We start from the raw sequence: 26,102 nt of genomic DNA on the forward strand, positions 1-26,102 counted from the left end.
TGTTGCTCGTTAAACAAACAAAATAAAATACATCTTGAAATTTACACACTATCAGTAGTTTACTACTGTACGAATCGAATGACAATTTTTTTCGAATGTTGTATTTAAAACCCATCCCATTTAAAATAAGGAGAAACTCTTTTGAGCGACGAACAAGCAAAACTAAAAGTTGGTGGAAAAATGGTAAAGAAATACGATGTCATAGTGATAGGTGGAGGACCGTCCGGTTTAATGGCCAGTATCGCTGCCGGTGAGAACGGAGCGAAAGTCCTTCTTGTTGATAAAGGAACGAAACTTGGAAGAAAGCTCGCGATTTCAGGTGGTGGTCGCTGCAACGTGACCAATCGACTTCCGATAGAAGAAATCATTAAGCATATTCCTGGAAATGGACGTTTTTTATACAGTGCATTTTCTGAGTTCAATAATGAAGATATCATCTCTTTCTTCGAAAAACTCGGGATTAAATTAAAAGAGGAAGATCACGGCAGGATGTTCCCGGTATCAAACAGGGCCCTGGACGTTGTGGAAGCCTTATTGACCCGCATGAAGGAATTAAAGGTGGATACCCGAACCAGCACAAGTGTGGAGGAAGTTTTATACGAAAACGGGGAAACGGTCGGCATCCTCTTGAAAGACGGGGAAACGCTTGCCGCAAATGCTGTCGTCATAGCGGTTGGAGGTAAGTCCGTCCCTCATACAGGATCAACTGGTGATGGGTATCCGTGGGCAACAAAAGCCGGGCATACGATTACCGACTTGTTCCCGACGGAGGTTCCCCTAACGTCGGATGAACCGTTTATTAAGAAGAAAGAGCTGCAAGGACTTTCATTGCGAAGTGTTGATTTGAGCGTATTGAATCCTAAGGGAAAGAAAATCATCACGCATAAAATGGATATGATTTTTACCCATTTAGGAATTTCCGGACCGGCTGTTCTTCGTTGCAGTCAATATGTGGTAAAGGCCATGAAAAAATGGAACCTGACCCATGTTTCTATGCAAATCGATTCCATGCCTGATCAAAATGAAGAGCAGCTCTTTCAATCCCTTCATAAGCAGGTAAAGGAAGAAGGAAAAAAAGCCGCAAAAAATATATTCAAAGGACTGGTCCCTGAGAGATATCTGTTATTCTTACTGGATCGCGCAGAGATTGATCACGACGAAAAAGGAGACCACATCTCCTCAGAAAAAATCCGTCATTTTACAAAGCTTCTAAAACAATTCACCTTCAATGTGAACGGAACATTATCCATTGATAAAGCCTTTGTAACGGGCGGAGGGGTTTCCATCAAAGAAATCGAACCGAAAACGATGGCTTCGAAAAAGATGAACGGCCTCTTCTTCTGCGGTGAAGTACTCGACATCCACGGATATACAGGCGGCTATAATATTACTTCTGCCCTTGTTACTGGACGGCTTGCCGGATTGAATGCAGCGAAGGTATGATGGTAAAAAAAGAAGGTTGATTCTCATATTCTGAGCAATCAACCTTTTTATTTTCTATATACAACCATGGCCGAAAAACAATAGATCTGGTCCTCTACTTCCTCCGACATCGCCGCTACGTGATATTTAATATCAACGATCTTTTTATCATCCATTTTACTGAGGAATTGGTTCATATCTTTCTCTAAATCTTTTTCATGCTCGTAGTCGAAGACCTTAACCTGGATCACGGAATCCCCTCCCGGATTGTTTTTGGTATTAGTATTGTCAGAATAGTTGGTATTCAAACTATTGAAGGGTTATTTCTTTTGGATTTAGTGGGGGGTTACGAATTGTGGGGGTTTTTTTGATTTCGCTGTTATATTGTCGATTTCGCTGATATATCTCGGATTTCGCTGATAAAATGAAAATTCCGCTGATATATCTTGTATTTCGCTGATAAAATACCCTACTTTCACCATTAATCGGGTTCAGGGATTCTAAAGATTGCTTAATCTCAACTGAAACACTTAATAGTGACTTGATTAGTATCAAATTTCTACCCTATTAACAAAAAAAGCCCCAAACTTCCTTCATTGTGACTTAGAAGAGTCCAACTATGAGAAAGGTTACATATTCTATCCCTTTTTAGCAGCGTATAATATGACAATATATTCATTTTTTGTATAAATACTGCAAATATATTATAATTTTCTCAATTTTCATTTAATATTAGTGCATTAGCCATTTAGGAGGGATTTAAATGAACCAGTTACAATTAACCAGGAACCGTTTACTAGCAATTTTATTTCTTTTCACCCTCATCTTGACCCCCTTTCACTCAACTGAGACTCCTACAAAAGTAAACGCATCAATTGATAATGCAGATCTAGAGCAGCAAATTCACGATATACTAGCAGATGAACGCTTAAATGGAGCTATTGGTTCGGTCAGTGTGCGTGATGCTGAAAGTGGTGAAATTATTCTTGATCGCTTAGGAGATATACGTTTGAAAACTGCCTCTAATATGAAGCTTCTTACTGCAGCTGCTGCTCTTCATACCCTTGGGCCTGATTACACATTTAAAACAGAAGTACTAACCGATGGAAAGATTGTGGGCAATGTCTTAAAAGGAAACCTATACCTAAAAGGAAAAGGTGACCCTACGCTTTTAAAAGAGGATTTTGACAAGATGGCGGCATTCTTAAAGTCCAATCATATCGAAACAATCCAGGGGAATATTATTGCAGACGACAGTTGGTATAACTCGGTCAGGCTTTCTGAAGATATGATCTGGAATGATGAATCGTATTATTACGGTGCTCAAATCTCAGCGCTAACAGCTTCACCTGATTCGGATTATGATGCTGGTACCGTCATCGTTGAAACTTCCCCTACACAAGCAGGGCAGCCAGCAGACATTAAACTTTCTCCTGAGACAAACTATCCGACCATCATCAACAAAACGAAAACCATCGAAAGCGGAACACGATCGATCAGCGTTTCTCGAGAACATGGGTCCAACAATATTGTGGTAGAAGGTTCTATACCGGTAAATAGTTCAACTGCCCGATCTTGGGTGACGCTTTGGGAACCTACTGGTTATGCACTGGATTTGTTCAAGAAATCACTTGTACAAGCAGGAGTCCATGTCAAACAACATCAGGGTGAATACGGAAAAACTCCAGCAGATGCTGAAGTACTGTTTACAAGAGAGTCCATGCCACTTTCTGAATTAATGGTTCCCTTCATGAAGCTAAGTAACAATACAATCGCTGAAACGTTGGTGAAAGAAATGGGACGGGTAGTTCATCATGATGGTAGTTGGGAAAAAGGACTTGAAGTGCTTGAAGACTACATTTCAATGCGTGGATTAAATACAGATACCATGCGAATTCGAGATGGCTCTGGTATATCCCATGTAACGAATATTCCGGCAAATGAGTTGTCACTGTTACTTTACACTGTTCAAAAAGAGGACTGGTACCCAGTTTATCTAAACTCTCTTCCAATTGCAGGTGCAAGCAATCGCCTGGAGGGAGGCACCTTGAGAAACCGTATGAAGGGAACCCTTGCTGAAGGCAATGTAAAAGCCAAAACAGGAACAATTACAGGAGCTACCTCACTTTCCGGCTTTGTGACTACTAAAGATGGAAAGGATCTTGTATTTTCCATTATATTAAATAACTTTATGGCTAGTAATCTAAGAGATATTGAAGATAAAATTGCTGTTGCATTGTCTGAATATGATACGAGTAAAAAACATGATTAAAATAGGTTAACTATTAAACAACCTAATATAATAAGCATTTGTTCAAAAAAGCACGTTCCCTTAAAAACAGGGAACGTGCTTCACATAAAAAACCATTATTTCTCTGCTGTCTCCCCAGCCCAGTTCATCATGCCGCCTTCCATGTTCACCACTTTATAGCCTTGTTCCTGCATGTAGTGAGCGACATTTCCACTGCGGTTCCCTGAACGGCAGATAAAGATGTACTCTTTGTCTTTATCAAATTGATCAAGTGACTCAGGAATTTCACCCATTTTGATATGCTTCGCTCCAGGAATCATTCCCTCTGCCACTTCTTCATCTTCACGAACATCCACGAGAAGCAGATCTTCACCATTTTTCAACTTCTTTTCTAACTCATCAGTTGTAATCGTTTTAATCGTTTCCATTGTCATCTTCCTTTCTTCATTCATTCACCATGATTATACCAAAGCCCGTCTCCCAAACAAAAATATCAGATCGAAACATGGGGACTAAAAAGAGGGACGGACCTCAACGGAATACTGATATAAAGCGATTTGCGCTTAAAACCCGGCCCATATAGTAGTCCGTCCTTCTAAATAGAAAGGAGGGACGGACCTTGGTGAAATACAGAATCCCCGATTGATAGCATTTCCTAACAATCAGATTCAGTTCAAGGTCCGTCCCTCATAAATATTCATAAATATTAGTTGGCTACGATGTTCACTAGTTTGCCAGGTACGGCAATGACTTTGCGGATGGTTTTGCCTTCGATTTGGCTTTTGATTTCATCGTTTTCCATGGCTGTTTTTTCAAGATCCTCTTTGTTCATATCGCGGGGGATCATGACTTTTGCTTTCACTTTTCCGTTCACTTGAAGGACGATTTCGACTTCGTTGTCCACTAGCTTCGACTCATCGAATGTCGGCCATGCTTCGTAGGAAATCGTTCCTTCGTGACCAAGCTTGCTCCAAAGTTCTTCTGTCATATGCGGAGCGATCGGAGAAAGAAGCTTGATGAATCCTTCTACGTAATCCTTCGGAAGAGTGTCCGCCTTGTAGGCATCATTGATGAATACCATCAGCTGGGAAATCCCTGTGTTGAAACGAAGACCCTCATAGTCTTCTGTCACTTTCTTAACGGTTTGGTTATACGTTTTATCAAGGTCACTGTTTGGTGCATCCGTCACTTTAGAGGATAGTGAGCCATCCTCCTCGACAAGCAGGCGCCATACACGGTCCAGGAAGCGGCGGGCTCCGTCAAGGCCGTTTGTGCTCCAGGCAATGGATGCTTCCAGTGGTCCCATGAACATTTCATATAGACGAAGGGTATCGGCACCGTGAGATTCCACCACCTCATCCGGATTCACGACATTCCCTTTTGATTTACTCATTTTTTCATTGTTTTCCCCGAGGATCATTCCTTGGTTGAATAGCTTCTGGAATGGCTCTTTCGTTGGTACTACACCGATATCATAAAGGAACTTATGCCAGAAACGTGCATACAGCAAGTGAAGGACCGCATGCTCGGCTCCTCCGATATAGGTATCGACCGGAAGCCACTCCTGCATTTTCTTCGCATCGGCAAGGGCTTCTTCGTTATGTGGATCGATATAACGAATGTAGTACCAGCAGCTGCCTGCCCATTGTGGCATCGTGTTTGTTTCACGACGGCCTTTTTTGCCTGTTTCAGGATCCTCGACGTTCACCCATTCACTGATGTTCGCAAGTGGAGATTCACCTGTTCCGGACGGTTTGATTTCCGTCGTCTTCGGTAGGACAAGAGGAAGCTCACTCTCCGGAACCGTCGTTGTCGTACCGTCTTCCCAATGGATGACAGGAATCGGCTCGCCCCAATAACGCTGACGGCTGAACAACCAGTCCCGAAGGCGGTATGTCACTTTCTTCGTTCCGATATTTTTCTCTTCTAACCAAGAAATCGCTTTGGTAATCGCTTCTTCCTTCCCAAGTCCATCAAGGAAACCGGAATTCACATGATCACCGTCACCTGTATACGCTTCTTTCTCAATGTTTCCTCCAGCGACGACTTCCACGATTGGAAGATCGAACTCTTTCGCAAACTCATAATCCCGTTCGTCATGGGCAGGAACCGCCATAATCGCACCGGAACCGTAGCTCATGAGAACATAATCAGCGATCCAGATCGGCATTTTCTCGCCGTTCGCCGGATTGATGGCATAAGCCCCGGTGAAGACACCTGTTTTTTCTTTTGCCAAATCTGTACGTTCAAGATCACTTTTCGACTTGATCTTGTCGATATACTCATTCACTTTCGAGCGTTGTTCGTCCGTTGTGATTTCTGCTACAAACGGATGCTCAGGTGCCAGAACCGCATATGTCGCACCGAAGATCGTATCCGGACGCGTCGTGAAGACATCGAATGATTTGTCATGACCATCGATGGTAAAGTTCACTTCTGCTCCTTCTGAGCGACCGATCCAGTTACGCTGCATGTCTTTGATGCTTTCCGGCCAATCAACCTCTTCAAGGTCTTCCACAAGGCGATCGGCATAAGCCGTGATCTTCAGCATCCACTGTTTCATCGGACGGCGTTCTACTGGATGACCACCGCGTTCACTTTTCCCGTCGATGACCTCTTCATTGGCAAGCACGGTTCCAAGTGCAGGACACCAGTTGACGGCAACCTCATCCACATAGGCCAAGCCTTTTTCATAAAGCTTCGTGAAGATCCATTGCGTCCACTTGTAGTAGCCGGGATCTGTCGTATTGACTTCACGGTCCCAGTCATATGAGAAACCAAGTGACTTGATTTGCCGACGGAACGTATCGATATTTTTTTGAGTGAATTCTGCCGGGTCATTGCCTGTATCAAGGGCATATTGCTCAGCCGGTAAACCGAATGCATCCCATCCCATCGGATGAAGGACGTTATACCCTTGCATGCGCTTCATGCGGGAAAGGATGTCTGTCGCCGTAAACCCTTCCGGATGTCCTACGTGAAGACCGGCGCCTGATGGATACGGGAACATATCCAGCGCGTAGAAATTGGATTTTCCTTCGTCTTCAGTCGCCTTGAACGTTTTGTTTTCTTCCCAATACTGCTGCCATTTTGTCTCAACACTTCTATGATTAAAACTCATATTGAGATCCTCCTTTAATTGTCATTCGAAAGGTCGTAAGGGTACTTCCCTTCTTTTTGAAAAAAATAAAAAAACCCTCATCCCAAATAAATATTTGGGACGAGAGTTTGTATTAACATTCTCCCGCGGTACCACCCACATTAGTGTACGCGCACTCAGCTTCATTCATCCTTAACGCGGAAAACGGCAAGTCTTACTATGGTTCACACTTGCAACTCAGCAGGCGAGTTCATGATGCTTCTGGTTGACTTTCACCACCCGTCAACTCTCTACGACAGAAGACCGTCATTACTACTCCTGATCAACGTTTCGATATAGGTAAACAATATATGTATTCACTATTTTAGTGAAAAATATACAGAAGCGCAAGCCTATTGTTGAATAATGGATGAGATTATTGCCATTTTATTAAATAATATGGGATTACAGGTGACGCTCACGAGTAAATTTGGTCCTCTTTGATGAAAATCAGGCCGTTTCCGAGAAGAATCAAGTAGCTTCTGAAAGATCCGACCGATTTGATGAAGAATCCAGCCGCTATCAAGAAAAATCCAGCCGTTTTGACGAAGAATCCAGCCGAAACCGAAGATAATCCGGCCGTTTTGACCAAGAATCCAGCCGAAATCGAAGATAATCCAGCCGTTTTCATCAAAAATCCATCCGATTTACGTTTTTTTCCAATTCTAACTCACCAGAATCGCCGTCACATCAACCTCACCCAATAAAGAAACGACCTCCTAAAAGGTCGTTTCTCTTTCACCAAGCTATTGGATCGTATACCCTCCGTCCAAGACGACTGCCTGACCGGTAATTCCCTTTGCTGCATCACTGCATAGGAACATGGTATAGTCTGCAATTTCTTTGACATCGAGTAATCTTCTCTGCGGTACGAGAGGATAGATGACTTCTTCTATCACTCTTTCAAAGGGGATATTGCGCGTTTTGGCAAGGTCCCCCAGCTGATTGCGAACCAGCGGAGTGTCCACGTATCCGGGACAAACCGCATTGACGGTGATTCCATGTTGTGCCGCTTCCAAAGCCGCTACCTTCGTCAGGCCGATGACTCCGTGTTTGGCAGAATTATAGGCTGCTTTTCCGGAAAAACCGACTAATCCATTAATGGACGCCATGTTGATGATCCGTCCCTCCCCCTGCTCCTTCATGTGAGGCAGGGCATGCTTGATCGCGATAAATGGTGCGGTCAGCATGACTTTTATGAGAAGTTCGAATTTTTCAGTCGGGAACTCTTCAATATGGGATACATGTTGAAGGCCTGCATTATTGATTAATACATCCAGCTTGCCGTAGTGATCCACGGTTTTAGCGATTGCCCCTTTTAATTCGGATTCCGATGTCACGTCACAGCGTAATCCGAGTACTTCATATCCTTCTCTCTTAAGGGTATCTGAGGCTTTTTGAACGGCATCTTCCTGCAGATCCGTCAGTACGACCTTTGCTCCATTAGCAGCGAATTCTTTTCCGATTTCGAAACCGATCCCTTGCGCTGCCCCTGTTATGAAAACAACTTTATTTTCAACCATGATGATACTCCTTTCTTAGATCCCTACGCCAAATGAGAATAAAAGAATCGCTAAAGCTAAACCGATCAGTGGGACAATGACCGTAACTGCACCAACCGCCCCATACGCTTCTCCATGTGATTCATTACAGATTGAGCGGATCGTCGTTACGACATATCCATTGTGCGGCAATGAATCCAGTGCTCCTGAAGATATCGCCACTACCCGGTGAAGGGCTTCAGGATTCACACCCATATCAACATAGTGAGGTGCGAGGATCGGCAATGCGATCGCTTGACCACCGGAAGCCGAACCAGTCATCCCTGCTATTACACTGACGGCGATTGCTCCACCGATCAATGGAGATCCAGGAATATTCGTCATGACCTCTACCGCGGTACTGAAGGCCGGAACAGCTTTGGCCACTCCTCCGAATCCAACAACAGCCGCTGTGTTACCGATGGCGATCAATGCTCCAACCGTACCCTCGGAAACAGCACCCCAGAAGCCTTTGAAATATTTGCGATTTAACACGTAAGCAGAAATCACACCACCTAACAGGGCAATGATAAGTGCTGATTGTTTTAAAGAATCGTGGAAAGTGAAAGCCAGAATAAGGACGACTAATAATGGAACCAACCCCATGAACGGGTTAGGCAGGGGTCTTCCTTCATCAATGACCGGATCTTCTTCACGTGAATGGAACTTCTCTCCTTTATTGACTGCTTTGGTGATCATACGCTTTAACCACCAGTAGCCAAAGACAGCCATAAACACGGCAACGATCAAGCTGACCTCCCAGCCTGCATATGGTGTCGTACCAAGATATTCAATCGGAATCCAGTTTTGGATCTCCGGTGAACCTGCAGATGTCATCGTGAACGTGACCGATCCAAATGCTAATGCCGCAGGAATGAAACGGCGTGGCAGGTCAGCTTGTTTAAATAAACTAACAGCCATAGGATAAACGGAGAATGCTACAACGAAGAGACTGACTCCTCCATATGTTAAAACGGCACAGGCTGCAACAATGGCGAGTACTGCGTATTTCATTCCCATTTTCTCTACAACAAAACGGGAAACACTATCCGCTGCACCGCTATCTTCCATTACTTTTCCGAAAACAGCACCCAATAAGAACATTAGATACCAAGCGGCGACAAAGCTTGTGAATCCAGACATATAATTGGTTACCAGATTGGCTTCCCCTTCAGCCGCCAATTGTGGAAAGAGCGGCATTCCGCTTAACACCGCGACGAACAATGCCGATATGGGACCAACAATCAATATGTTCATGCCCCTCATCGTTAAAAAGATTAATAAAATAAGTCCTCCAATAAGACCGATCATGCTTAACATGATATTTCCCCCTTTGTTCTCTAGAGATGATCACCACAAAATGAAATCGTTTACATTTTTATTCAGACTTCTGCTCTCCCTTCCATAAAATACTTTCAAACATAATCCATGCAATAATTGTGCCAACTTTCAGATTACTGGTAACTCATTCATTTTCATACTTACATTTTTTATAAATTCCGAAATTCTGGACAATTTCAATATTCAAGACACGAAATGTACATATTTACATTAAAATCAAAAGAGTCCGGAAATATGGACTTCTTTCCACATTTCCGGACTATCTTTACCATTATCATAGAAGCTGATATTTATTTAATTTCTCATACATGCTTGATTTGCTTATCCCTAAAGACTCTGCAACCTTTCGTTTATCATGCTGATGGGTTTGCAGGCTTTGTGTCAACACGGATTTCTCCGTTTCTTCGAGGATTTCTCTTAATGTTTTGGATCCTACATCATATAAATTTCCTGCCTTCATATATGAAGGTAGTGACTGAAGAGAAATCTTGCTTCCATTAGATAAATAGGTGGATGCATTAATGACATTCTCTAACTCACGGAGATTCCCCGGCCAGCTATAGGAAAGAAATATCTGCATCACATCGCTTTCGAAGCCTTGAACCCGTTTCCCCGACGATTTTGTGGATTTTTCCAAAAAAAAGGCTGCCAGGGTTTCGATATCTTCCTTCCGTTCACGGAGAGGAGGAATTTGAAAAGGCACGACGTTAATACGATAATATAGATCACTTCGAAATCGCTTTTCTTCCATCATTATTTCAAGGGGACGGTTCGTGGCGGCAACAATACGGACATCTACATGTTGAACACGGTTTGAACCGACTGCCTCGACTTCCCCTTCCTGTAAAACCCTGAGAAGCTTCGCCTGCATGTTGAGAGGCATGTCCCCTATTTCATCCAGAAACAGAGTTCCCTTATGAGCCAGCTGAAACTTTCCTTTCTTACCACCTTTTTTCGCACCTGTAAAAGCACCCTCTTCGTAACCGAATAGCTCTGATTCCAGAAGCTGCTCTGGAATCGCTGCACAGTTCACTTTAATAAAGGGTTGTCCGCTTCTTTCACTAAGCTGGTGAATACTGTGAGCGAACAGTTCCTTACCCGTTCCACTTTCCCCCCTGATGAGGACGGAGATATCACTGGGAGCGATCATTTGAGCTTTGTCTTTCAGCTCATTCATACCAGGTGATTCACCAATGATGTCATTCAGCGTGTATTTCACACCGCTATTGATATCTTGAATATAGCTTTGAATTTTAGACATCATGTTCTTCACGTGAGAACTCATTTGCATCCATTCACTCGTGTCCCGGAAGATCACCGATCCAAATGCTCCTATCACTTTACCATCAACCCGGATCGGAATACGATTGGCGATCATATAGTTTCCTTTTATATATTGAAGGTCTGCCACTTCCTCTTTACCGCCGTCCGCAACAATATGCATACGTGTGTTTTCGATGACGTTAGTTACATGTGAACCAATCGCTTTATCCCGCTCGACTTCGAGAAAGCGACAGTAATTATCATTTATGTAGATGATCGTACCTTCGTTATCAACGACGACCAACCATTCGAAAGCGTTCTCAAGAATGATTTCGATCATTTCGACGGATACCTTTTTTAACAAGCTGCTCATTTCCTTGCCTCCCTTTATTTTGCAAGTGAACATATATATTTATAGTAGCACATACACTCACCGGCGTTTCGAAAATGAAGCCGTTTTCCAATCATTTCAATAACCAGTAAAGAATCGGTTTAAGGTATACGGAATTAGGGAATCTTCTTAACAACGAATGGAGGAATGAGAGGATGAAAATCGCAGAACTGAAAATATTTTATTTCGAAGACGATGGAATCATCCCTAATAACCCGGACCTGCCAGTACTCATTTACCGCAATGCACTTGATTATTCTCATAACGCCGAAGAACTCTTCAACAGAAATCAGTGGCTCAATAGTTGGACAAATGGCATTTATGATTACCACCATTATCATAGTAATGCACATGAAGTATTAGGGGTCATGGAAGGTGAGGCAACAGTTCAGTTAGGCGGTGAAATGGGCGAAGAAGTGAAGGTCCATAAAGGTGATGTGATCATCCTTCCAGCCGGGACCGGACATAAGAAATTATCGGCAAGTCACGACTTCAAAGTCGCAGGTGCCTATCCGAACGGTGATGATTATAATTTGAAAAAAGGTTCATTACGTGAACGGCCCAGTGTATTAATCGAAATTAAGAACGTTCCGCGACCCACAATGGACCCTGTGTTTGGAGAAACAGGTCCACTCACAAAATATTGGGTCAAGAAAATGGATTAAGTTAGCATTCTGCATCCTATCGTACCGTTTTCATTCGATTTTTTCCCATTCCTATTTTTCTATAGTAATGCTTCTTAGAAACGACTATAAACACTTTTGAAACATCCAATAATCTAAGTGGTTAGATTATTTTTGTAAAATAGTCTTGTTTTCTTATTAGTCCTATGCTATTCTATTATAGCGATGAGCTGAATTGTGTAAGTCGGGGATCACGTCCTTGTGACAACAAACGATGTGGCGTTTGCTGATCTCTCGCCTCAATTTTTTGCAAGTGGGCTTCCGTAGGAAACGGGAGCCCTTTTTATATGAAGAAAACCCCCAATGATTCCTCATTGGGGGTTTCTTTATTGTTGAACCGATACGGACACAGCGCTTTTCTTTTTCAATGGTCGGTCATATTGACTCGTAATGACTAGTGAGACCATGAAGAAAGCGATCAACGTCATAAACAGCACCTGCATGCTGAATAGGTCCACTAATACTCCTCCGATAAACGGCCCGATCATTCTTCCTCCTGTTGCTGTACTATTCACGATTCCCTGATAGAAACCTTCTCTCCCTTTTGGAGCAAGTGAGTTGGCTATCGTAGGGACGGCGGGCCATATGAGCATTTCACCAATCGTCAGAATGATCATCGCAATCGCAAACCATTGAAATTGATCCGCAATCGAAGCCACTGCGAAGGAAACCATGAATATAATCGTCCCGATCATAATTTGAAGCTTTAAATTATGTTCAAAACGCTTGATGGCTTTCGACAAAAGCGGTTGTGCAAGCACAATCAGTGCTCCATTGATCGTCCACAGTAAGCTATATTGTTTCAAACTGATATTGATTTCCTGAGTGTACGTCGCAATGGTGGATTGCCATTGTACATAGCCCATCCAGCATAATAAATAGGCGACACAAATGAAGAGCAGTGCCTTCAGTTTCGATTTATCCCTAATCACCTTAGACTCATTCAATACAGATGTTTGATGAGCGCTCACGGATATGCTTCGATAACCAAATAAGGCAATGAAGAAAAAGACGATATACATACTAAGATTCGCTAAGAATATATAGTTAAAGGAAAATGAGGCGACAAATCCACCTAATGCAGCTCCAACCGCAACTCCGATATTTTGCGCCACATAGACTGAATTGAATGCTTTTCTTCCACCTTCAGGCCATACCGAACCTGCCATGGCATACATGGAAGGAAAGACGATTCCCGAACCAAAACCAACAATGGTCAAGAAGACCACATAGTGCGGCCAGCCATGCCAAATATTCATTCCAACCAGAGCAGTCAAAGTAATGGAAATCCCTACTAATATCGAGCGATAACCGCCGAACTTATCAAAAAGTGTTCCCCCGATCAGATTTCCAATGACGCTCGCTCCCGCGTTCATCATCAGCACAATTCCCGCTACAGATAGTGATTCCCCTAAATTCTCATGTAGATAAATGGTATTAAGAGGCCATAAAAAAGAGGCACCTGTCACATTCACCATCATTCCAATGACAAGCAACCATAATGATTTGGGCATGATTCTGCCCCCTTTCCATCATTTTATTTCGAGTCCCAAAAGGATTTTACTCTTTTTTGTGAAAGGGGGCAAGAATTATTTCTTAAAATAGATGTCCTTTTTTTAACACAATATATAAACTAGGTGCCTCCATTAAGAGCACCTAGCTTAGGACAATCATTTTCCGTTATGATGATCGGATTTGACAGGCTGTCCCTGTTTTTCGTAGCGCTTTTTCGCAGCTTTGACAGGATTGTTTTCAGCCCCGAATTCTGTATCTAAATTACGAAAATCACTGCGGGTCTTTTGTTCAGGATTTTTTTTGTCAGAACGTGTTGTCAATGTAATTTACCTCCTACTACATTTGGATCGTGATCTAACAAAATCATCTCATTTTGCATGTTTTGAAGCTGAAGTCTCATGCGATGCAATTGTTCACGCTGTTGAGAGTTCGCGCTGTTGGCTAAATGAGCTACATCATTCACTGCTGCTTCAAGCTGCTGCATGGCTTGAGTATATTCCACATCGTGATAATGCTCCTGCTGTGATCCTGATTTATATTGTTCTTGAGCGTAACGAATGGCATCTTCACACTTTTGAATGCATTCATCTACCGAATTTCTTGTTGCCATTTCGACTACCTCCTTGACGTTTGGAATAAAGAAGAGGAAGGTCCCATCCTTACTCTCCTCCATCTTAGTTTGAACCTGATTGGCCGTTTCAGAAGTGGTAATCTTCGCCTATTTCTTTATGCAGGATACATTTGACCCCGTGTTCATGTTAAAATCTTTTTGAGCGTCATACATACTGTTACACACATTGAAACGTAGGAGGTGTTTGTCATCGGGACAAACCCATTTCCATATGCCACAGATTCCAAACGATATCATACGTGGAACTATCATTTACGAAACCATTTTGGACACAAGGTCTTTAAGGTTGCCCTGGACGGCGGTTTCGATTGCCCGAACCGGGATGGCACGGTCGCCCGTGGAGGCTGCACGTTTTGCAGTGCTGCAGGCTCTGGTGATTTTGCCGGAAGCAGAGTCGACTCTTTAGATAAACAATTCAAGGATATTAAGGAAAGAATGCACAAGAAGTGGAAAAATGGAAAGTACATGGCGTATTTCCAAGCATTCACGAACACTCACGCACCTGTTGATGTGCTGAGAGAGAAGTATGAATCAGTTCTCGAACAAGAGGGCGTTGTGGGTATTTCCATCGCTACCCGTCCAGACTGTCTTCCTGACGATGTGGTTGAATATTTAGCAGAATTAAACGATAGAACCTATTTATGGGTAGAACTGGGACTGCAAACCGTTCATGAAAAAACGGCCGGCTTGATCAATCGGGCTCACGATTTTCAGTGCTATGTAGAAGGCGTCAATAAATTAAGAAAGCACGGTATACGGGTCTGTTCCCATATTATTAACGGACTGCCTCAAGAAGATGAAGAAATGATGATGGAAACGGCACGTGAAGTGGCAAAACTTGACGTCCAGGGAATCAAAATTCACCTCCTGCACTTACTGAAAGGAACACCCATGGTCAAGCAATATGAAAAAGGACTGCTCGACTTCATGGATTTCGACAAATACGTGAAATTGGTTTGCGATCAGCTGGAAGTCCTTCCACCGGAGATGATCGTTCACCGCATTACGGGGGACGGACCTATCGACCTTATGATCGGACCAATGTGGAGCGTGAATAAATGGAGTGTACTGAACGCGATTGATGATGAACTTAAACGCCGGGACAGCTGGCAGGGAAAATTTTTCAAAGTGGATGTGAAAGCATGAAATTAGATCGAATCTTACCTTTTGCGAGAGAGCTTCTGGAACGGGCTGTCAAACCAGGAGACATTACTATAGACGCAACACTCGGGAATGGACATGACACCTTATTCCTGGCTCGGTTAGTCGGAGATAACGGCCGGGTATACGGCTTTGATATACAAGAGGAAGCTATAGAAAACACGAAAGAACAGCTCATCACCCATGACCTTTCTCACCGGGTGACACTCTTTCACCAAGGGCACGAGACAGTGATGAACGTCATTCCTCCTGTCCATCACGGGAAAGTGACAGGCGCAATCTTCAACCTGGGGTACTTACCCGGCGGCGACAAGGAAATTGTCACCCGTCCGAAAACAACGATACTCGCCTTGAATCAAATCCTGGAAATGATGGCTCCTGAAGGGATCCTCGTCCTTGTCATTTATCACGGGCACCCGGAAGGAGCGGTAGAAAGGGACTATATCCTTCGCTACGTGGAAAAATTGGACCAAAACTACGTCCATGTCCTTCGCTATCAATTCATGAATCAACTAAACAATCCTCCATTTATTGTGGCATTGGAGAAGAGATAAACAGAAAAGCGGAAGGGCTTTCCCTAGAGGCGACAAGCATAAGGCTAACTTGCCGAAAAGGCTGATTTGTGCCTTTTTGGTGAGTTAGCCTTATGACCTCGAGCCTCTAAGTCCTGAAGCTGGCCAATAAAAAAATAGGGACGGACCTTTTCGAGGTCCGTCCCTATTCTTATAACAGTTCGTTTGCGATTAATTGGAATGATTTGAGTTTGTCCTGGAAGTCGTAAGTGATGCTGACGAGCATGATTTCATCTGTTCCGTACTGTTCACTGAGTGAATGTAGTTGTTCCTTCACTTTTTTAGGATTGCCCACGACCATCCGTTTACGATTTTCGCGGACTCTCATTTCTTCAAATGGCGTGTACTGATAAGCTGCCGCTTTTTCAGGACTTGGTGTGCCGTTTGAACGCATGCCTTGTTCAATCATTAAGATCGCTAAGTCTATGCTGGATGCCACTCTTTCTGCTTCTTCATCCGTTTCAGCACAGATGGCAAACACGGCCACGATGTTTTTGGGCTCCTTCAAGTATTCGGAAGGAACAAAGTTATTCCTGTAAGCCTGAGTATATTGAGGGCCGCCCTCCCCGTTTATAAACTGGGCAAAGGTATAAGGTAATCCCTTTTGTGCCGCCAGCATCGCACTGGATGGGCTTGAACCGAGCATCCATACTTCCGGCATCGTTTCGATCATCGGCGCTGCCGTTAAGCCTTGGTACGGATGAGTATCTGGTAATGAATCGGTTAAATACCCAAGCAGATCATCGATTTGTTCTGGATAACGATTGACGTCCCTCGGCTTCCCGTCGTGCAGGGCCATCGTTGCCATCGGCATTCCGCCAGGTGCCCTTCCGAGTCCCAAATCAATCCGATTCGGATTCAACCCTTCAAGCAATCGGAAGTTCTCCGCTACTTTGTATGAAGAGTAATGAGGAAGCATGACCCCTCCGGAACCGACACGGATCCTTGATGTATTCTGTGCAAGGTGAGCAATCAAGACCTCCGGTGATGAACCGGCAAGACCCGTTGAATCATGATGTTCTGATACCCAAAAACGTTCAAAACCCAACTTCTCGACATGCTGTGCTAATTGTACTGTATGATGTAAAGCCTCTTGAGGGCTCATTCCTTCTGAAATGGGTGACTGATCTAAAACACTTAGCTTCAAAATGGACATCTCCTTTTATTGATGTGAGTATTATTATCAATTCCATAGTAAAAAATGTCCACTAACATGCTTAAAGGGTGACTGCCGAGGAGACAGTCACCCTTTATGTTTAATAAATTATTTGTAAAGTAACACTTTTCCTACTGTACCATCAGCACTTTGTCCTGTAACTCGGAATTTCAATCCGTAGTTCGGTACGTTACGTCCGGCGTCTACCAACCCTTTATTGCTGTAATCCGCACTGTCGTTGAATAATGGATTTTGGGCAGTTTGGTTATCTTTCAAAGTGATTCCAAGAGTGTTGCTATAATCCAGGAACATTTTTTCTGATTTGTTCAAACTGAATGCAGCGTCGTGTACTTGGTAGCGTGAAGAAGCCACCGCTCCATCGCTCCAGAAGTTCGTGCTTTGGTCTGCATCCACAACACCGACAAATCCATCTCCTGGATGAACGCCAGTCCAGTTTTCACTGAATTGCTTATCCACATACCATACCACTAAACCATCGTCGAATTGCATTAAGCTCGCACCACGGCGGATGTTGGCAAGACCTTCATCTACACCGTTATGGCTGCGCCATTCCAGTAGGTAGTAATGCTCAGATCGTTTGATACCATCATTCTTATCGAAGCCGTCTAAAGTGAATTGAGGTTCTCCTTCAGCATCATCAAACAATACTTCTTTTCCATCCACTACTACAGAAAGATCATCTGCGTAGAAGCCTGGATTTGAAACAGCAGCATCTGTTACATACTCAATGGCAACTTCAACTTCTTGACCAGCATAAGCTGAAAGGTCAAATGAAGCATCAATCCATCCGTTAGAAGAACCTGTAATTCCATTACCCAGATTAGAACCATGCGGATTAGTATTCGTCGTAATATCACTTGCCACCGGCTCACCGTTCACCGTTACATAAGCATAATCCCAGTCAGTTTCAATGTCATACCAAGCTTTGAAATTGAACTTTGCAGAAGTAGCATTTGTTAAATCCACAGTAGTAGTTAAATTATTGTGTAAGTCATCTGCACTTCCAGAGAAGTATTCATTCTCACCGCTTGCCGGTTCATTGATGACCGTTTCTTTTTGTGGAAGGTTCACTTTCACTACATCGTTGTTTGTTCCTTTGGTGTTGGCTTCGTCAAGGAGTGCTTCGATTCCTTTACTAGAAACGTCCTCTAAATCAATTTCTGATCCAGTCAACCAGTTTCCTTCAGTACCTGCACTATCCACTACTGCAGAAGCCTGCAGCATTTCTTTCATATAAGGACTAAATCCTGTAGGTTTCGTTCCCGGGATATCTCCAGCCCAGCTTCCGCTTGACATGATGGACCAGTAGCTGACCGGTTCACCTGCGCCGGTATACTGAGTATCATATTCATCAGGAAGACCTAAATCATGACCGAATTCATGGGCCATGACTCCGACAGCACCATCTTCAGGTTCGATCGTGTAGTCATAAGCAGCCATTTTCCCGCCCCAATAAGGGACAGTTGCTTCAGTTCCTGGAAGAGCATGAACCCCGCCAAGATTCCAGCGATGAGACCAGATGGCATCAGATCCTAATTCTCCTCCGCCAGCTTCTTCACCTACACCTGAGTGAATCACCATTAAGTGGTCAACCAGACCGTCTGGCTCAAGGTAATTTCCATCTCCGTCAAGGTCATAACGATCCCATTGGTCATAATCGGCAATGTTTACATCTGGATCTGCTGCCGCTGCCGCCAACGCTTCTTTTACAAGGCCACGTGCATTGACATCGCTATCATCTTCAGTAGGATAGTTTCCTCCGTATGCAGCCGCCGGTTGCTTTGCTGTATACCAACCAGCAACTTCCCCTTCAACAGAATAGCTTCCACCTGACTGCTGTTCATAGTATTGCTTCATGGACACATAGTTTTTCCCGTCTGGACCTGTCCAACCGCCTGTACCAAACAACATATCTTGATAGTGCTCACGGGAATAAGCATCTTCACCTTCGTAATACATATCCGTTTCTTCAGGTTTCATTTCATTATGCTTTCTGTCAGGATAATCAACTAAAAGAACCAACACCTTATCCGTACGCATTTCACCGGCATACGCTTCTTCTTTCACAGACTCTGGTGAATTCTTCTTGGCTTGTCCTAATTTATTTCCTTTTCCATTCATCAAATCATTGTTTTTCATTTGTTCTTGAAGCTTCACTTTTTCAGAAGCTTCTTTTTCATGTAATTCTCCTGCTTCTTTTTCAGCAGAATCCGCTTTCGCTTTCAAGAACTTCTGCAGTGCTTTTTCAGCCTCAGCAGGTGTCGCATTTTGTTTGATTTTACCTTCTTTTTTCAACATTTCGATCAGGCGCTCGTCATTCGCAATACCTAAATCGAAAGGCCCTCCATGCTTATGTTCCTGTTTCACCGTCGGCTTGGCTAATACATTTTCCGGTACTGTGGTTGCAGCTGATGCCGGTACCGTGAACGCCCCGACACTGATAGCGGCAGCCATGGCCATTGACAATACTTTGCGTGTCTTCAAAAAAAGTCCCCCTCTTTTTATGTAATAATTTCTCACTAATTTAAAATATACTCCACTATTCTGAAAAGTAAATATTTTCAGAATACATTGGTTATTTAGTATTACGAAATAAAATTTTTATAGATAAATAGTATGATATTCAACTGACAATACAGTAAGTAAATTGTCACAATCTCCAAAAAGCAACAATTACTTTATGTATAAATATGGTATTAAAGGTCGAAATTAGCATTCTCCACCAAACTAAAGTTGGATGAAATAGACAAAAAAAGGGACGGACCTTCGACACTCGTGTCGAAGGTCCGTCCCTCTTATTCAGGATATTTTTTTACGGTTTCTCCATTTGCGGTAGATTTTGCCGTTGATGTAGAAGAATCTGGTGATCCAACCGGCTTGTCCGATGAATTCTTTGGAGAAGGATTGTACTTTTTCTTGTTTGTTTGCCTTGTCGTCTGACAGGTAAACGCCGATGAGTCCTTTGTTGATCAGGCGGTGAAAATGGGCATGGGGCAGTTCATGGGTGTGTTCGTCTGCTTTTTGAAGGAAATGCAGCAGCCGTTCCTTTAAATGCTCATCATCCTCGTAATAGAAGCAGAAGTTCAAGTCTCCCCCCTCCTGGTCCTCATCCTGGTCGATGAAGTAATCAAGAAGAATATGCAGGCCCTGAATGTATGGAAAATATCCACGTTTGATTTTTTCTGTGTGCGACGGCTGAAAATCGCTCCGGCATGCGTATGAAACTAAACAGAAGATACCGAGTGTGGACCCGGAGCAGGCGGAAAACTCGTACCAATTCATTTCCGGAAGGTTCGAACGGTGAGTTTCAAACCAATTCTGCAGCCTTCCTACCCGTTCTTCTTTTTTTACATGTTTATGTATCTGCAAGTCGCAGTAGTATTCACAAAGTTGTACAAGATCCTTTTTGATGCTGTCATAGTGTTGTAATGCTTCAAGAACGGACTGACAGGTAAGCACTAGATCCCTCAGATACCCCCCGTCATCCTGATCCGCCCTTAAAGAATAGTAATTGACAGGGACAGCGCCCACCGTCAGGGCGTCCTTCATGGATTGATGAAGGAGGGCAAAATCGTCGGGGTCCAGGGAAACGCTTCGATCACACAGATTATCCAAATAATCGCTTATCGTTTGATAGGCGACGATGAATCGAATCGTTTCTTCTTTTCTGTCCAGTGCCAGCAGGGAAAGAATCGATCCACCTTCACAGTGAAACGTTTTATGCTCTATACTGGCAAGGGCCTGGCTTCTCAATTCCTGATTGGGGATCGCTTCTGCACGCCTCTTCCACTCATCTAACTCTTTATGAACAATCGGAAAAACATTTCGGTATACTCTTGTCATTAACGAAAAGGGATCACTTGGAATGGACACCTTTACCACCTCTTTTACAAAATGTATCCTAGCGCTTTCAAACGACTTTCAATGAAAATTTTGGAGTACTCAAATATATCTTCTCGTTCTGGTTCATTATAGATTTCATGATAGCACTTCGGCCATTCTTTGTAATGCATTTCAGATAAAGACAGTTCGTTGAACCATTTTTTCACTGCTTTTTTATCGACGATTTTGTCATCACCAGCCTGCAACACGAGCAGTGGAACGTCAGGCATTTTTTCCAGGTTTATAAAAGCCAGTTTGATCGCATGGGCGAGCTCCCTGTACCAGCGGACGGACACCTTGGTGATATAGAGTGAATCGTTGCTGTCAATTTCACGTACGTCTGCATTTCTTGTTGCCATATCGATCGTTAACCCGGATGGAAACTTCACCATGGGAGCGATCTTATTCAAACCGTGGGACAAGAGCTCGATCGGTTTTGAAGGGGTCGTGACCAAGCCTAAACAAGGTGAGGACAAGATCACACCTGCCAGGTTCACATGGGATTCCTGAAGCATACGCACCGCAACAAGCCCCCCCATACTATGACCTATCATAAATACTGGTAATTCAAATTGATATGCTGCCTGTACCCAATCTTTCACTTCCACTATATATTCATCAAAGGAATCAATATGTCCTCTTTTACTTCTTGAGGTCATACCCTGCCCCGGTAAATCCCCCATTATGACATGATAGCCTGCTGCACGCCACATTTCAATGAGCCAACCGTACCTGCCATGATGTTCCATTGCTCCATGAATGATGACGATGACTGCCTTTGCTTCTTGATCTGTTTCCCATTTCCACATGGCAATCCCTCCTTTATAGTTCTCTAATTGATTGAATTCTGCTACCATTTATTATAGTAAATATTATTGAAAGGGGTAGTAAAAAATGCTCTATCCGTATCATGATAAAAAACCAGTCATCTCTCACTCAGCTTACATTGCCGATTATGTGACCATCTCCGGGGATGTCGAGATCGGGGAAGAGTCCAGTATTTGGTTTAACACCGTCATCAGAGGGGATGTCGCTCCAACGAAAATCGGTAATAAAGTAAATATACAGGATAATTCCATTCTCCATCAGAGTCCAAATAACCCTCTTATTCTTGAAGATGAAGTAACCGTCGGCCATGGAGTGATTCTACATAGCTGCAAAATTCGAAAGAAAGCGTTAATCGGTATGGGATCCATTATTCTCGATAATGCTGAAATTGGTGAAGGAGCTTTTATTGGAGCAGGAAGCCTTGTTCCTCAAGGGAAAGTCATTCCTCCTAATACGCTGGCATTCGGCAGGCCAGCAAAAGTAGTGAGAGAGCTAAACGAACATGATATTAGCGAAATGAAGCGCATTTCCAGAGAATACGCTGAAAAAGGACAATATTATAAAAGCATCAAACCATTTTAACTTCTTATACTTGGGATACCCCATCCTTCATTAGATTACTCATGTAATATTTTCAGGTGTAACACGTGTGATTGTTTCCTCGAACAGGTTTTATCTGCCGTTTTAGAAATATATCTGCCAGTATCGGGATATGTCTGCCATGTGACACAAACTAATAAATTTCGCCGAATCAATTAGAAATGCCACTCATCAAAAAGAGACCAACACCCATAAAGTGTTGGTCTCTTTGATCTTATCTTATTCGCCTAACGCTTCTGCTTTTAATGCTTCAGCTTTGTTTGTACGCTCCCAAGGAAGATCAATATCGTTACGGCCGAAGTGTCCGTAAGCAGCTGTTTGCTTGTAGATCGGACGACGAAGGTCCAGCATTTTGATGATGCCAGCAGGACGAAGGTCAAAGTTGTTGCGGACAACATCAATCAATACGTCTTCTGATACTTTACCCGTTCCGAATGTGTCGATTGAAATAGATACCGGTTGAGCAACACCGATTGCATACGCTAATTGAACTTCACATTTTTCAGCTAAACCAGCTGCTACAATGTTCTTCGCTACGAAACGTGCTGCATATGCCGCTGAACGGTCCACTTTCGTTGCATCCTTACCAGAGAATGCACCGCCACCATGACGAGCATATCCGCCGTATGTGTCAACGATGATTTTACGTCCTGTTAAACCTGCATCACCTTGTGGTCCACCGATAACGAAACGACCTGTCGGGTTGATGAAATATTTTGTTTGCTCATCGATCAGTTCTTTCGGTACAACCGGATCGATGACATATTCCTTCAAGTTACGCTGGATTTGCTCAAGCGTTACTTCAGGGTGATGTTGAGTAGAGATAACGATCGTGTCGATTCGAACCGGCTTGTCGTTTTCATCATATTCAACTGTTACTTGCGTTTTTCCATCAGGACGTAAGTAAGGAAGAATTTCTTCTTTACGAACTTCCGTTAAGCGACGGGAAATTTTGTGAGCAAGGGAAATAGGAAGAGGCATAAGCTCTTTCGTTTCATTACAAGCGAATCCAAACATTAACCCTTGGTCACCTGCTCCGATTGCATCGATCTCCTCATCCGTCATTTGTCCTTCACGGGCTTCAAGTGCCTGGTCTACCCCTTGAGCGATATCAGCAGATTGCTCATCGATGGATGTCAATACTGCACATGTTTCAGCGTCAAAGCCGTATTTCGCACGAGTGTAGCCAATTTCACGGATTGTTTCGCGAACGATTTTCGGAATATCGACATACGTACTAGTTGTAATTTCACCTGCAACAAGTACAAGACCCGTTGTAACAGACGTTTCACATGCTACACGAGCATTAGGGTCATTGGTAAGAATTGCATCAAGAATTGAATCAGAAATTTGGTCACAAATTTTATCTGGATGTCCTTCGGTTACGGACTCAGATGTAAACAGACGACGTTTAGTTGACATCAAGGTTCCTCCTTAAGCTATTTGTTAGACTTTGATCTAACAAAACATTAAACAGATACGGTACTCATTCCCTAAGTAGTATGAAGTAAACATGGTTTTTTTATAAAAAAATCATGAATTATGTGCATTTGATCCTCTATAAACAGAAAAAACCCTTCCTCATGATTAAAGCAATAGAGGAAAGGTTTCAGATCATAGCCGCGCCTTTTCTCTCTTATCGTTCAAGGTTCATAGACCTTGCCTCAGTTTAGCACCTTCGCTTAATCGGATCGTTTCAAAGTATAAGATCCATTCACTATTTAGCAGGTTGCTGGGTTTCATAGGGTCTGCTCCCTCCACCAGCTCAGGATAAGAGTATCCGTTCAAGGAACAATGATAACGTTTAGGACTAGAGGTGTCAACTTTTTTTCGAGTGACAGGTTTAACCAATCTTTTAGCCTCTTTTTATGACTTCAACCTATTTTTCTTCATTAAAATAACCTAATGGGGTAATGAGGCTAAACATTTAGATTTTTTCTTCATATATATAAGAAGAAACAAGCTGTATTTGGACGAAAAATGTGACAAAATGAAGACACATTATAAAATTAAATAAATAGTATAGACTAATAGCTTGATTGTGTTATACTATTTTTGTGAAGTAAGCGATGCCATTAAATAAATTTATATAAAGGAAGGGTTCTAATGAATTCAGTGAGCATGTCTAATGAATTAACAGAATTACTTAACGGTCAAAATATTCAGGAACAATTATCTGTTTCCCAACTAGTTGAAAAAGTCCTTCAACGCAATGAAGGCGTTTTAACATCATCAGGTGCAGTCAGAGCAGAAACTGGTAAATACACAGGACGCTCTCCTAAGGATAAATTTATTGTTGAAGAACCATCCACGAAGGATAAGATTGAGTGGGGTTCTGTCAATCAACCCATCTCTTCAGAATCATTCGATAAACTATATACAAAAGTGATCAATTACTTAAAAGAAAAAGAAGAAGTGTTCTCATTCCAAGGGTTCGCAGGTGCAGACCCAAAACATAGACTGCCGATTCAGGTTATCAACGAATTTGCTTGGCATAATCTTTTCGCTCATCAATTATTCATTCGCCCGACAGAAGAAGAGCTAAAGGGTCACCAATCAGAATTCACAATCGTTTCTGCTCCGAACTTCAAGGCGGATCCCGAAGTTGACGGAACTCATTCTGAAACATTTATCATTGTATCATTCGAAAGAAGAATTGTCCTGATTGGTGGTACTGAGTATGCAGGTGAAATGAAGAAATCGATTTTCTCTGTCATGAACTACGTGCTTCCTGAATCCGATATCCTTTCCATGCACTGCTCTTCAAACGTGGGACGCGAAGGCGATGTGGCATTGTTCTTCGGTTTATCCGGAACTGGAAAAACGACTTTATCCGCAGACCCTAACCGCCGTTTGATCGGCGATGATGAACACGGTTGGTCTCCAAACGGTGTTTTCAATATCGAAGGCGGCTGCTACGCTAAATGTATCGGTCTGACACGTGAGAAAGAGCCACAAATCTTCGATGCCATCCGTTTCGGTTCTGTCCTTGAAAATGTTGTCCTTGATGACAATTCCCGCATCCCGGATTATGAGGATAACACATTAACTGAAAACACTCGTGCTGCATACCCTCTTCAAGCGATGGAAAACATCGTTGAACCAAGTGTTGCAGGACATCCAAATACAATCGTATTCTTAACGGCAGATGCATTCGGGGTATTACCTCCAATCAGCAAACTGACGAAAGAACAAGCAATGTACCACTTCTTAAGTGGATATACATCGAAGCTTGCAGGTACGGAGCGTGGGATCACTTCACCACAAGCAACGTTCTCAACATGCTTTGGCTCACCATTCCTGCCACTTCCTGCAACTCGTTATGCCGAGATGCTTGGGAAGAAAATCGATGAGCACAATGCACAGGTATTCTTAGTGAACACCGGGTGGACTGGTGGAGAATACGGTGTTGGTAACCGCATGAAGTTATCTTACACTCGTGCTATGGTTCAAGCAGCTCTTGAAGGCGAACTGACTCACGTTGAAACAGAAACGGACGACATCTTCGGTCTGAACATCCCTGTTCACGTTCCTGGTGTTCCTGACGAAGTGCTGCAACCAAAAAGAACATGGTCCAATGAAGCAGCATATGAAGTGAAAGCAAAAGAACTAGCCCACAAATTCAACGAGAACTTCAAGAAATTCTCAAACGTACCATCTGAAATCGAACTTAAAGGCGGTCCATCCGTTAAATAGTCTACTATA

At 43.1% G+C, this 26,102-nt stretch carries 22 protein-coding genes, 1 riboswitch and 1 other annotated feature; of the genes, 7 read left to right on the top strand and 15 right to left on the bottom strand.

Features of this window, described 5'->3' with window-relative positions:
* Nucleotides 1-180 precede the first annotated feature (180 nt).
* Complete coding sequence (locus AAEM60_RS18285; RefSeq protein ID WP_299739684.1) at nucleotides 181-1,443, top strand: NAD(P)/FAD-dependent oxidoreductase; 1,263 nt, start codon at nucleotides 181-183, stop codon at nucleotides 1,441-1,443.
* A gap of 47 nt (nucleotides 1,444-1,490) precedes the next feature.
* Here the strand turns inward: AAEM60_RS18285 and AAEM60_RS18290 are convergent, their stop codons facing one another.
* Nucleotides 1,491-1,673 (bottom strand): sporulation protein Cse60, encoded by a 183-nt coding sequence (locus tag AAEM60_RS18290; RefSeq protein ID WP_044340313.1) that lies wholly within the window; start codon nucleotides 1,671-1,673, stop codon nucleotides 1,491-1,493.
* A 512-nt stretch (nucleotides 1,674-2,185) separates the two neighbouring features.
* On the opposite strand from AAEM60_RS18290, the gene dacB reads away from it, so the two are divergent.
* Nucleotides 2,186-3,694 (top strand): D-alanyl-D-alanine carboxypeptidase/D-alanyl-D-alanine-endopeptidase, encoded by a 1,509-nt coding sequence (dacB, locus tag AAEM60_RS18295; RefSeq protein WP_299739417.1) that lies wholly within the window; start codon nucleotides 2,186-2,188, stop codon nucleotides 3,692-3,694.
* Between the two features lie 95 nt (nucleotides 3,695-3,789).
* Here the strand turns inward: dacB and AAEM60_RS18300 are convergent, their stop codons facing one another.
* The 6 genes from AAEM60_RS18300 to AAEM60_RS18325 form a co-directional block, all read right to left on the bottom strand.
* Nucleotides 3,790-4,101, bottom strand: a complete 312-nt coding sequence (locus tag AAEM60_RS18300; protein WP_299739419.1) for a rhodanese-like domain-containing protein — start codon at nucleotides 4,099-4,101, stop codon at nucleotides 3,790-3,792.
* A gap of 278 nt (nucleotides 4,102-4,379) precedes the next feature.
* Nucleotides 4,380-6,794: a leucine--tRNA ligase gene (leuS, locus tag AAEM60_RS18305; protein WP_341356843.1), complete on the bottom strand. Its 2,415-nt coding sequence runs from the start codon at nucleotides 6,792-6,794 to the stop codon at nucleotides 4,380-4,382.
* 92 nt (nucleotides 6,795-6,886) lie between these two features.
* Nucleotides 6,887-7,108 (bottom strand) — a binding site (T-box leader).
* A 122-nt stretch (nucleotides 7,109-7,230) separates the two neighbouring features.
* Nucleotides 7,231-7,443, bottom strand: coding sequence for a hypothetical protein (locus AAEM60_RS18310; protein ID WP_341356844.1), 213 nt, complete (start codon nucleotides 7,441-7,443; stop codon nucleotides 7,231-7,233).
* A gap of 115 nt (nucleotides 7,444-7,558) precedes the next feature.
* Entirely contained in the window at nucleotides 7,559-8,335 is a 777-nt protein-coding gene (locus AAEM60_RS18315; RefSeq protein WP_299739425.1) for a 3-hydroxybutyrate dehydrogenase, read from the bottom strand.
* Between the two features lie 15 nt (nucleotides 8,336-8,350).
* Entirely contained in the window at nucleotides 8,351-9,673 is a 1,323-nt protein-coding gene (locus AAEM60_RS18320; protein ID WP_299739427.1) for an SLC13 family permease, read from the bottom strand.
* A gap of 295 nt (nucleotides 9,674-9,968) precedes the next feature.
* Nucleotides 9,969-11,330, bottom strand: a complete 1,362-nt coding sequence (locus AAEM60_RS18325; protein ID WP_299739429.1) for a sigma 54-interacting transcriptional regulator — start codon at nucleotides 11,328-11,330, stop codon at nucleotides 9,969-9,971.
* A gap of 173 nt (nucleotides 11,331-11,503) precedes the next feature.
* On the opposite strand from AAEM60_RS18325, the gene AAEM60_RS18330 reads away from it, so the two are divergent.
* Entirely contained in the window at nucleotides 11,504-12,013 is a 510-nt protein-coding gene (locus AAEM60_RS18330) for a cupin domain-containing protein (protein ID WP_299739431.1), read from the top strand.
* A gap of 344 nt (nucleotides 12,014-12,357) precedes the next feature.
* Here AAEM60_RS18330 and AAEM60_RS18335 read toward each other — a convergent pair whose 3' ends face one another.
* The 3 genes from AAEM60_RS18335 to AAEM60_RS18345 form a co-directional block, all read right to left on the bottom strand.
* Entirely contained in the window at nucleotides 12,358-13,545 is a 1,188-nt protein-coding gene (locus AAEM60_RS18335) for an MFS transporter (RefSeq protein ID WP_341356845.1), read from the bottom strand.
* 156 nt (nucleotides 13,546-13,701) lie between these two features.
* Nucleotides 13,702-13,866 (bottom strand): glycogen biosynthesis protein GlgD, encoded by a 165-nt coding sequence (locus AAEM60_RS18340; protein ID WP_299739435.1) that lies wholly within the window; start codon nucleotides 13,864-13,866, stop codon nucleotides 13,702-13,704.
* Complete coding sequence (locus AAEM60_RS18345; RefSeq protein ID WP_299739437.1) at nucleotides 13,863-14,156, bottom strand: YtzC family protein; 294 nt, start codon at nucleotides 14,154-14,156, stop codon at nucleotides 13,863-13,865. Before AAEM60_RS18345 ends, AAEM60_RS18340 begins: the two co-directional genes overlap by 4 nt.
* Before the next feature lie 201 nt (nucleotides 14,157-14,357).
* Between AAEM60_RS18345 and AAEM60_RS18350 the strand changes: the two genes are divergently transcribed.
* Nucleotides 14,358-15,323, top strand: a complete 966-nt coding sequence (locus AAEM60_RS18350) for a TIGR01212 family radical SAM protein (RefSeq protein ID WP_299739439.1) — start codon at nucleotides 14,358-14,360, stop codon at nucleotides 15,321-15,323.
* On the top strand, nucleotides 15,320-15,892 hold the full coding sequence (locus AAEM60_RS18355) for a class I SAM-dependent methyltransferase (protein WP_299739441.1): 573 nt from the start codon (nucleotides 15,320-15,322) through the stop codon (nucleotides 15,890-15,892). The genes AAEM60_RS18350 and AAEM60_RS18355 overlap by 4 nt, the downstream gene beginning before the upstream one ends.
* Nucleotides 15,893-16,061: 169 nt before the next feature.
* Here AAEM60_RS18355 and AAEM60_RS18360 read toward each other — a convergent pair whose 3' ends face one another.
* From AAEM60_RS18360 to AAEM60_RS18375, 4 genes are all read right to left on the bottom strand, one after another.
* Complete coding sequence (locus tag AAEM60_RS18360; RefSeq protein WP_299739443.1) at nucleotides 16,062-17,066, bottom strand: LLM class flavin-dependent oxidoreductase; 1,005 nt, start codon at nucleotides 17,064-17,066, stop codon at nucleotides 16,062-16,064.
* 108 nt (nucleotides 17,067-17,174) lie between these two features.
* On the bottom strand, nucleotides 17,175-19,541 hold the full coding sequence (locus AAEM60_RS18365) for an immune inhibitor A domain-containing protein (protein WP_341358018.1): 2,367 nt from the start codon (nucleotides 19,539-19,541) through the stop codon (nucleotides 17,175-17,177).
* Nucleotides 19,542-19,886: 345 nt separating this feature from the next.
* Nucleotides 19,887-20,960 carry a tetraprenyl-beta-curcumene synthase family protein gene (locus tag AAEM60_RS18370; RefSeq protein WP_341356846.1) on the bottom strand — a complete coding sequence of 358 codons (1,074 nt, stop codon included), beginning with the start codon at nucleotides 20,958-20,960 and terminating at the stop codon, nucleotides 19,887-19,889.
* A gap of 14 nt (nucleotides 20,961-20,974) precedes the next feature.
* Nucleotides 20,975-21,778, bottom strand: a complete 804-nt coding sequence (locus AAEM60_RS18375; RefSeq protein ID WP_299739447.1) for an alpha/beta hydrolase — start codon at nucleotides 21,776-21,778, stop codon at nucleotides 20,975-20,977.
* A gap of 85 nt (nucleotides 21,779-21,863) precedes the next feature.
* Here AAEM60_RS18375 and AAEM60_RS18380 point away from each other — a divergent pair, with 85 nt between their 5' ends.
* Nucleotides 21,864-22,379 (top strand): gamma carbonic anhydrase family protein, encoded by a 516-nt coding sequence (locus AAEM60_RS18380; protein ID WP_299739449.1) that lies wholly within the window; start codon nucleotides 21,864-21,866, stop codon nucleotides 22,377-22,379.
* Nucleotides 22,380-22,616: 237 nt separating this feature from the next.
* On the opposite strand, the gene metK is transcribed toward AAEM60_RS18380, so the two are convergent.
* Entirely contained in the window at nucleotides 22,617-23,819 is a 1,203-nt protein-coding gene (metK, locus tag AAEM60_RS18385) for a methionine adenosyltransferase (RefSeq protein WP_299739450.1), read from the bottom strand.
* Between the two features lie 211 nt (nucleotides 23,820-24,030).
* A riboswitch (SAM riboswitch) is annotated at nucleotides 24,031-24,174 on the bottom strand.
* Between the two features lie 329 nt (nucleotides 24,175-24,503).
* Here metK and pckA point away from each other — a divergent pair.
* Nucleotides 24,504-26,093 carry a phosphoenolpyruvate carboxykinase (ATP) gene (pckA, locus tag AAEM60_RS18390; RefSeq protein WP_341356847.1) on the top strand — a complete coding sequence of 530 codons (1,590 nt, stop codon included), beginning with the start codon at nucleotides 24,504-24,506 and terminating at the stop codon, nucleotides 26,091-26,093.
* Nucleotides 26,094-26,102: the final 9 nt, after the last annotated feature.

This window comes from Rossellomorea sp. y25 (genome assembly GCF_038049935.1).
Lineage (GTDB): Bacteria > Bacillota > Bacilli > Bacillales > Bacillaceae_B > Rossellomorea.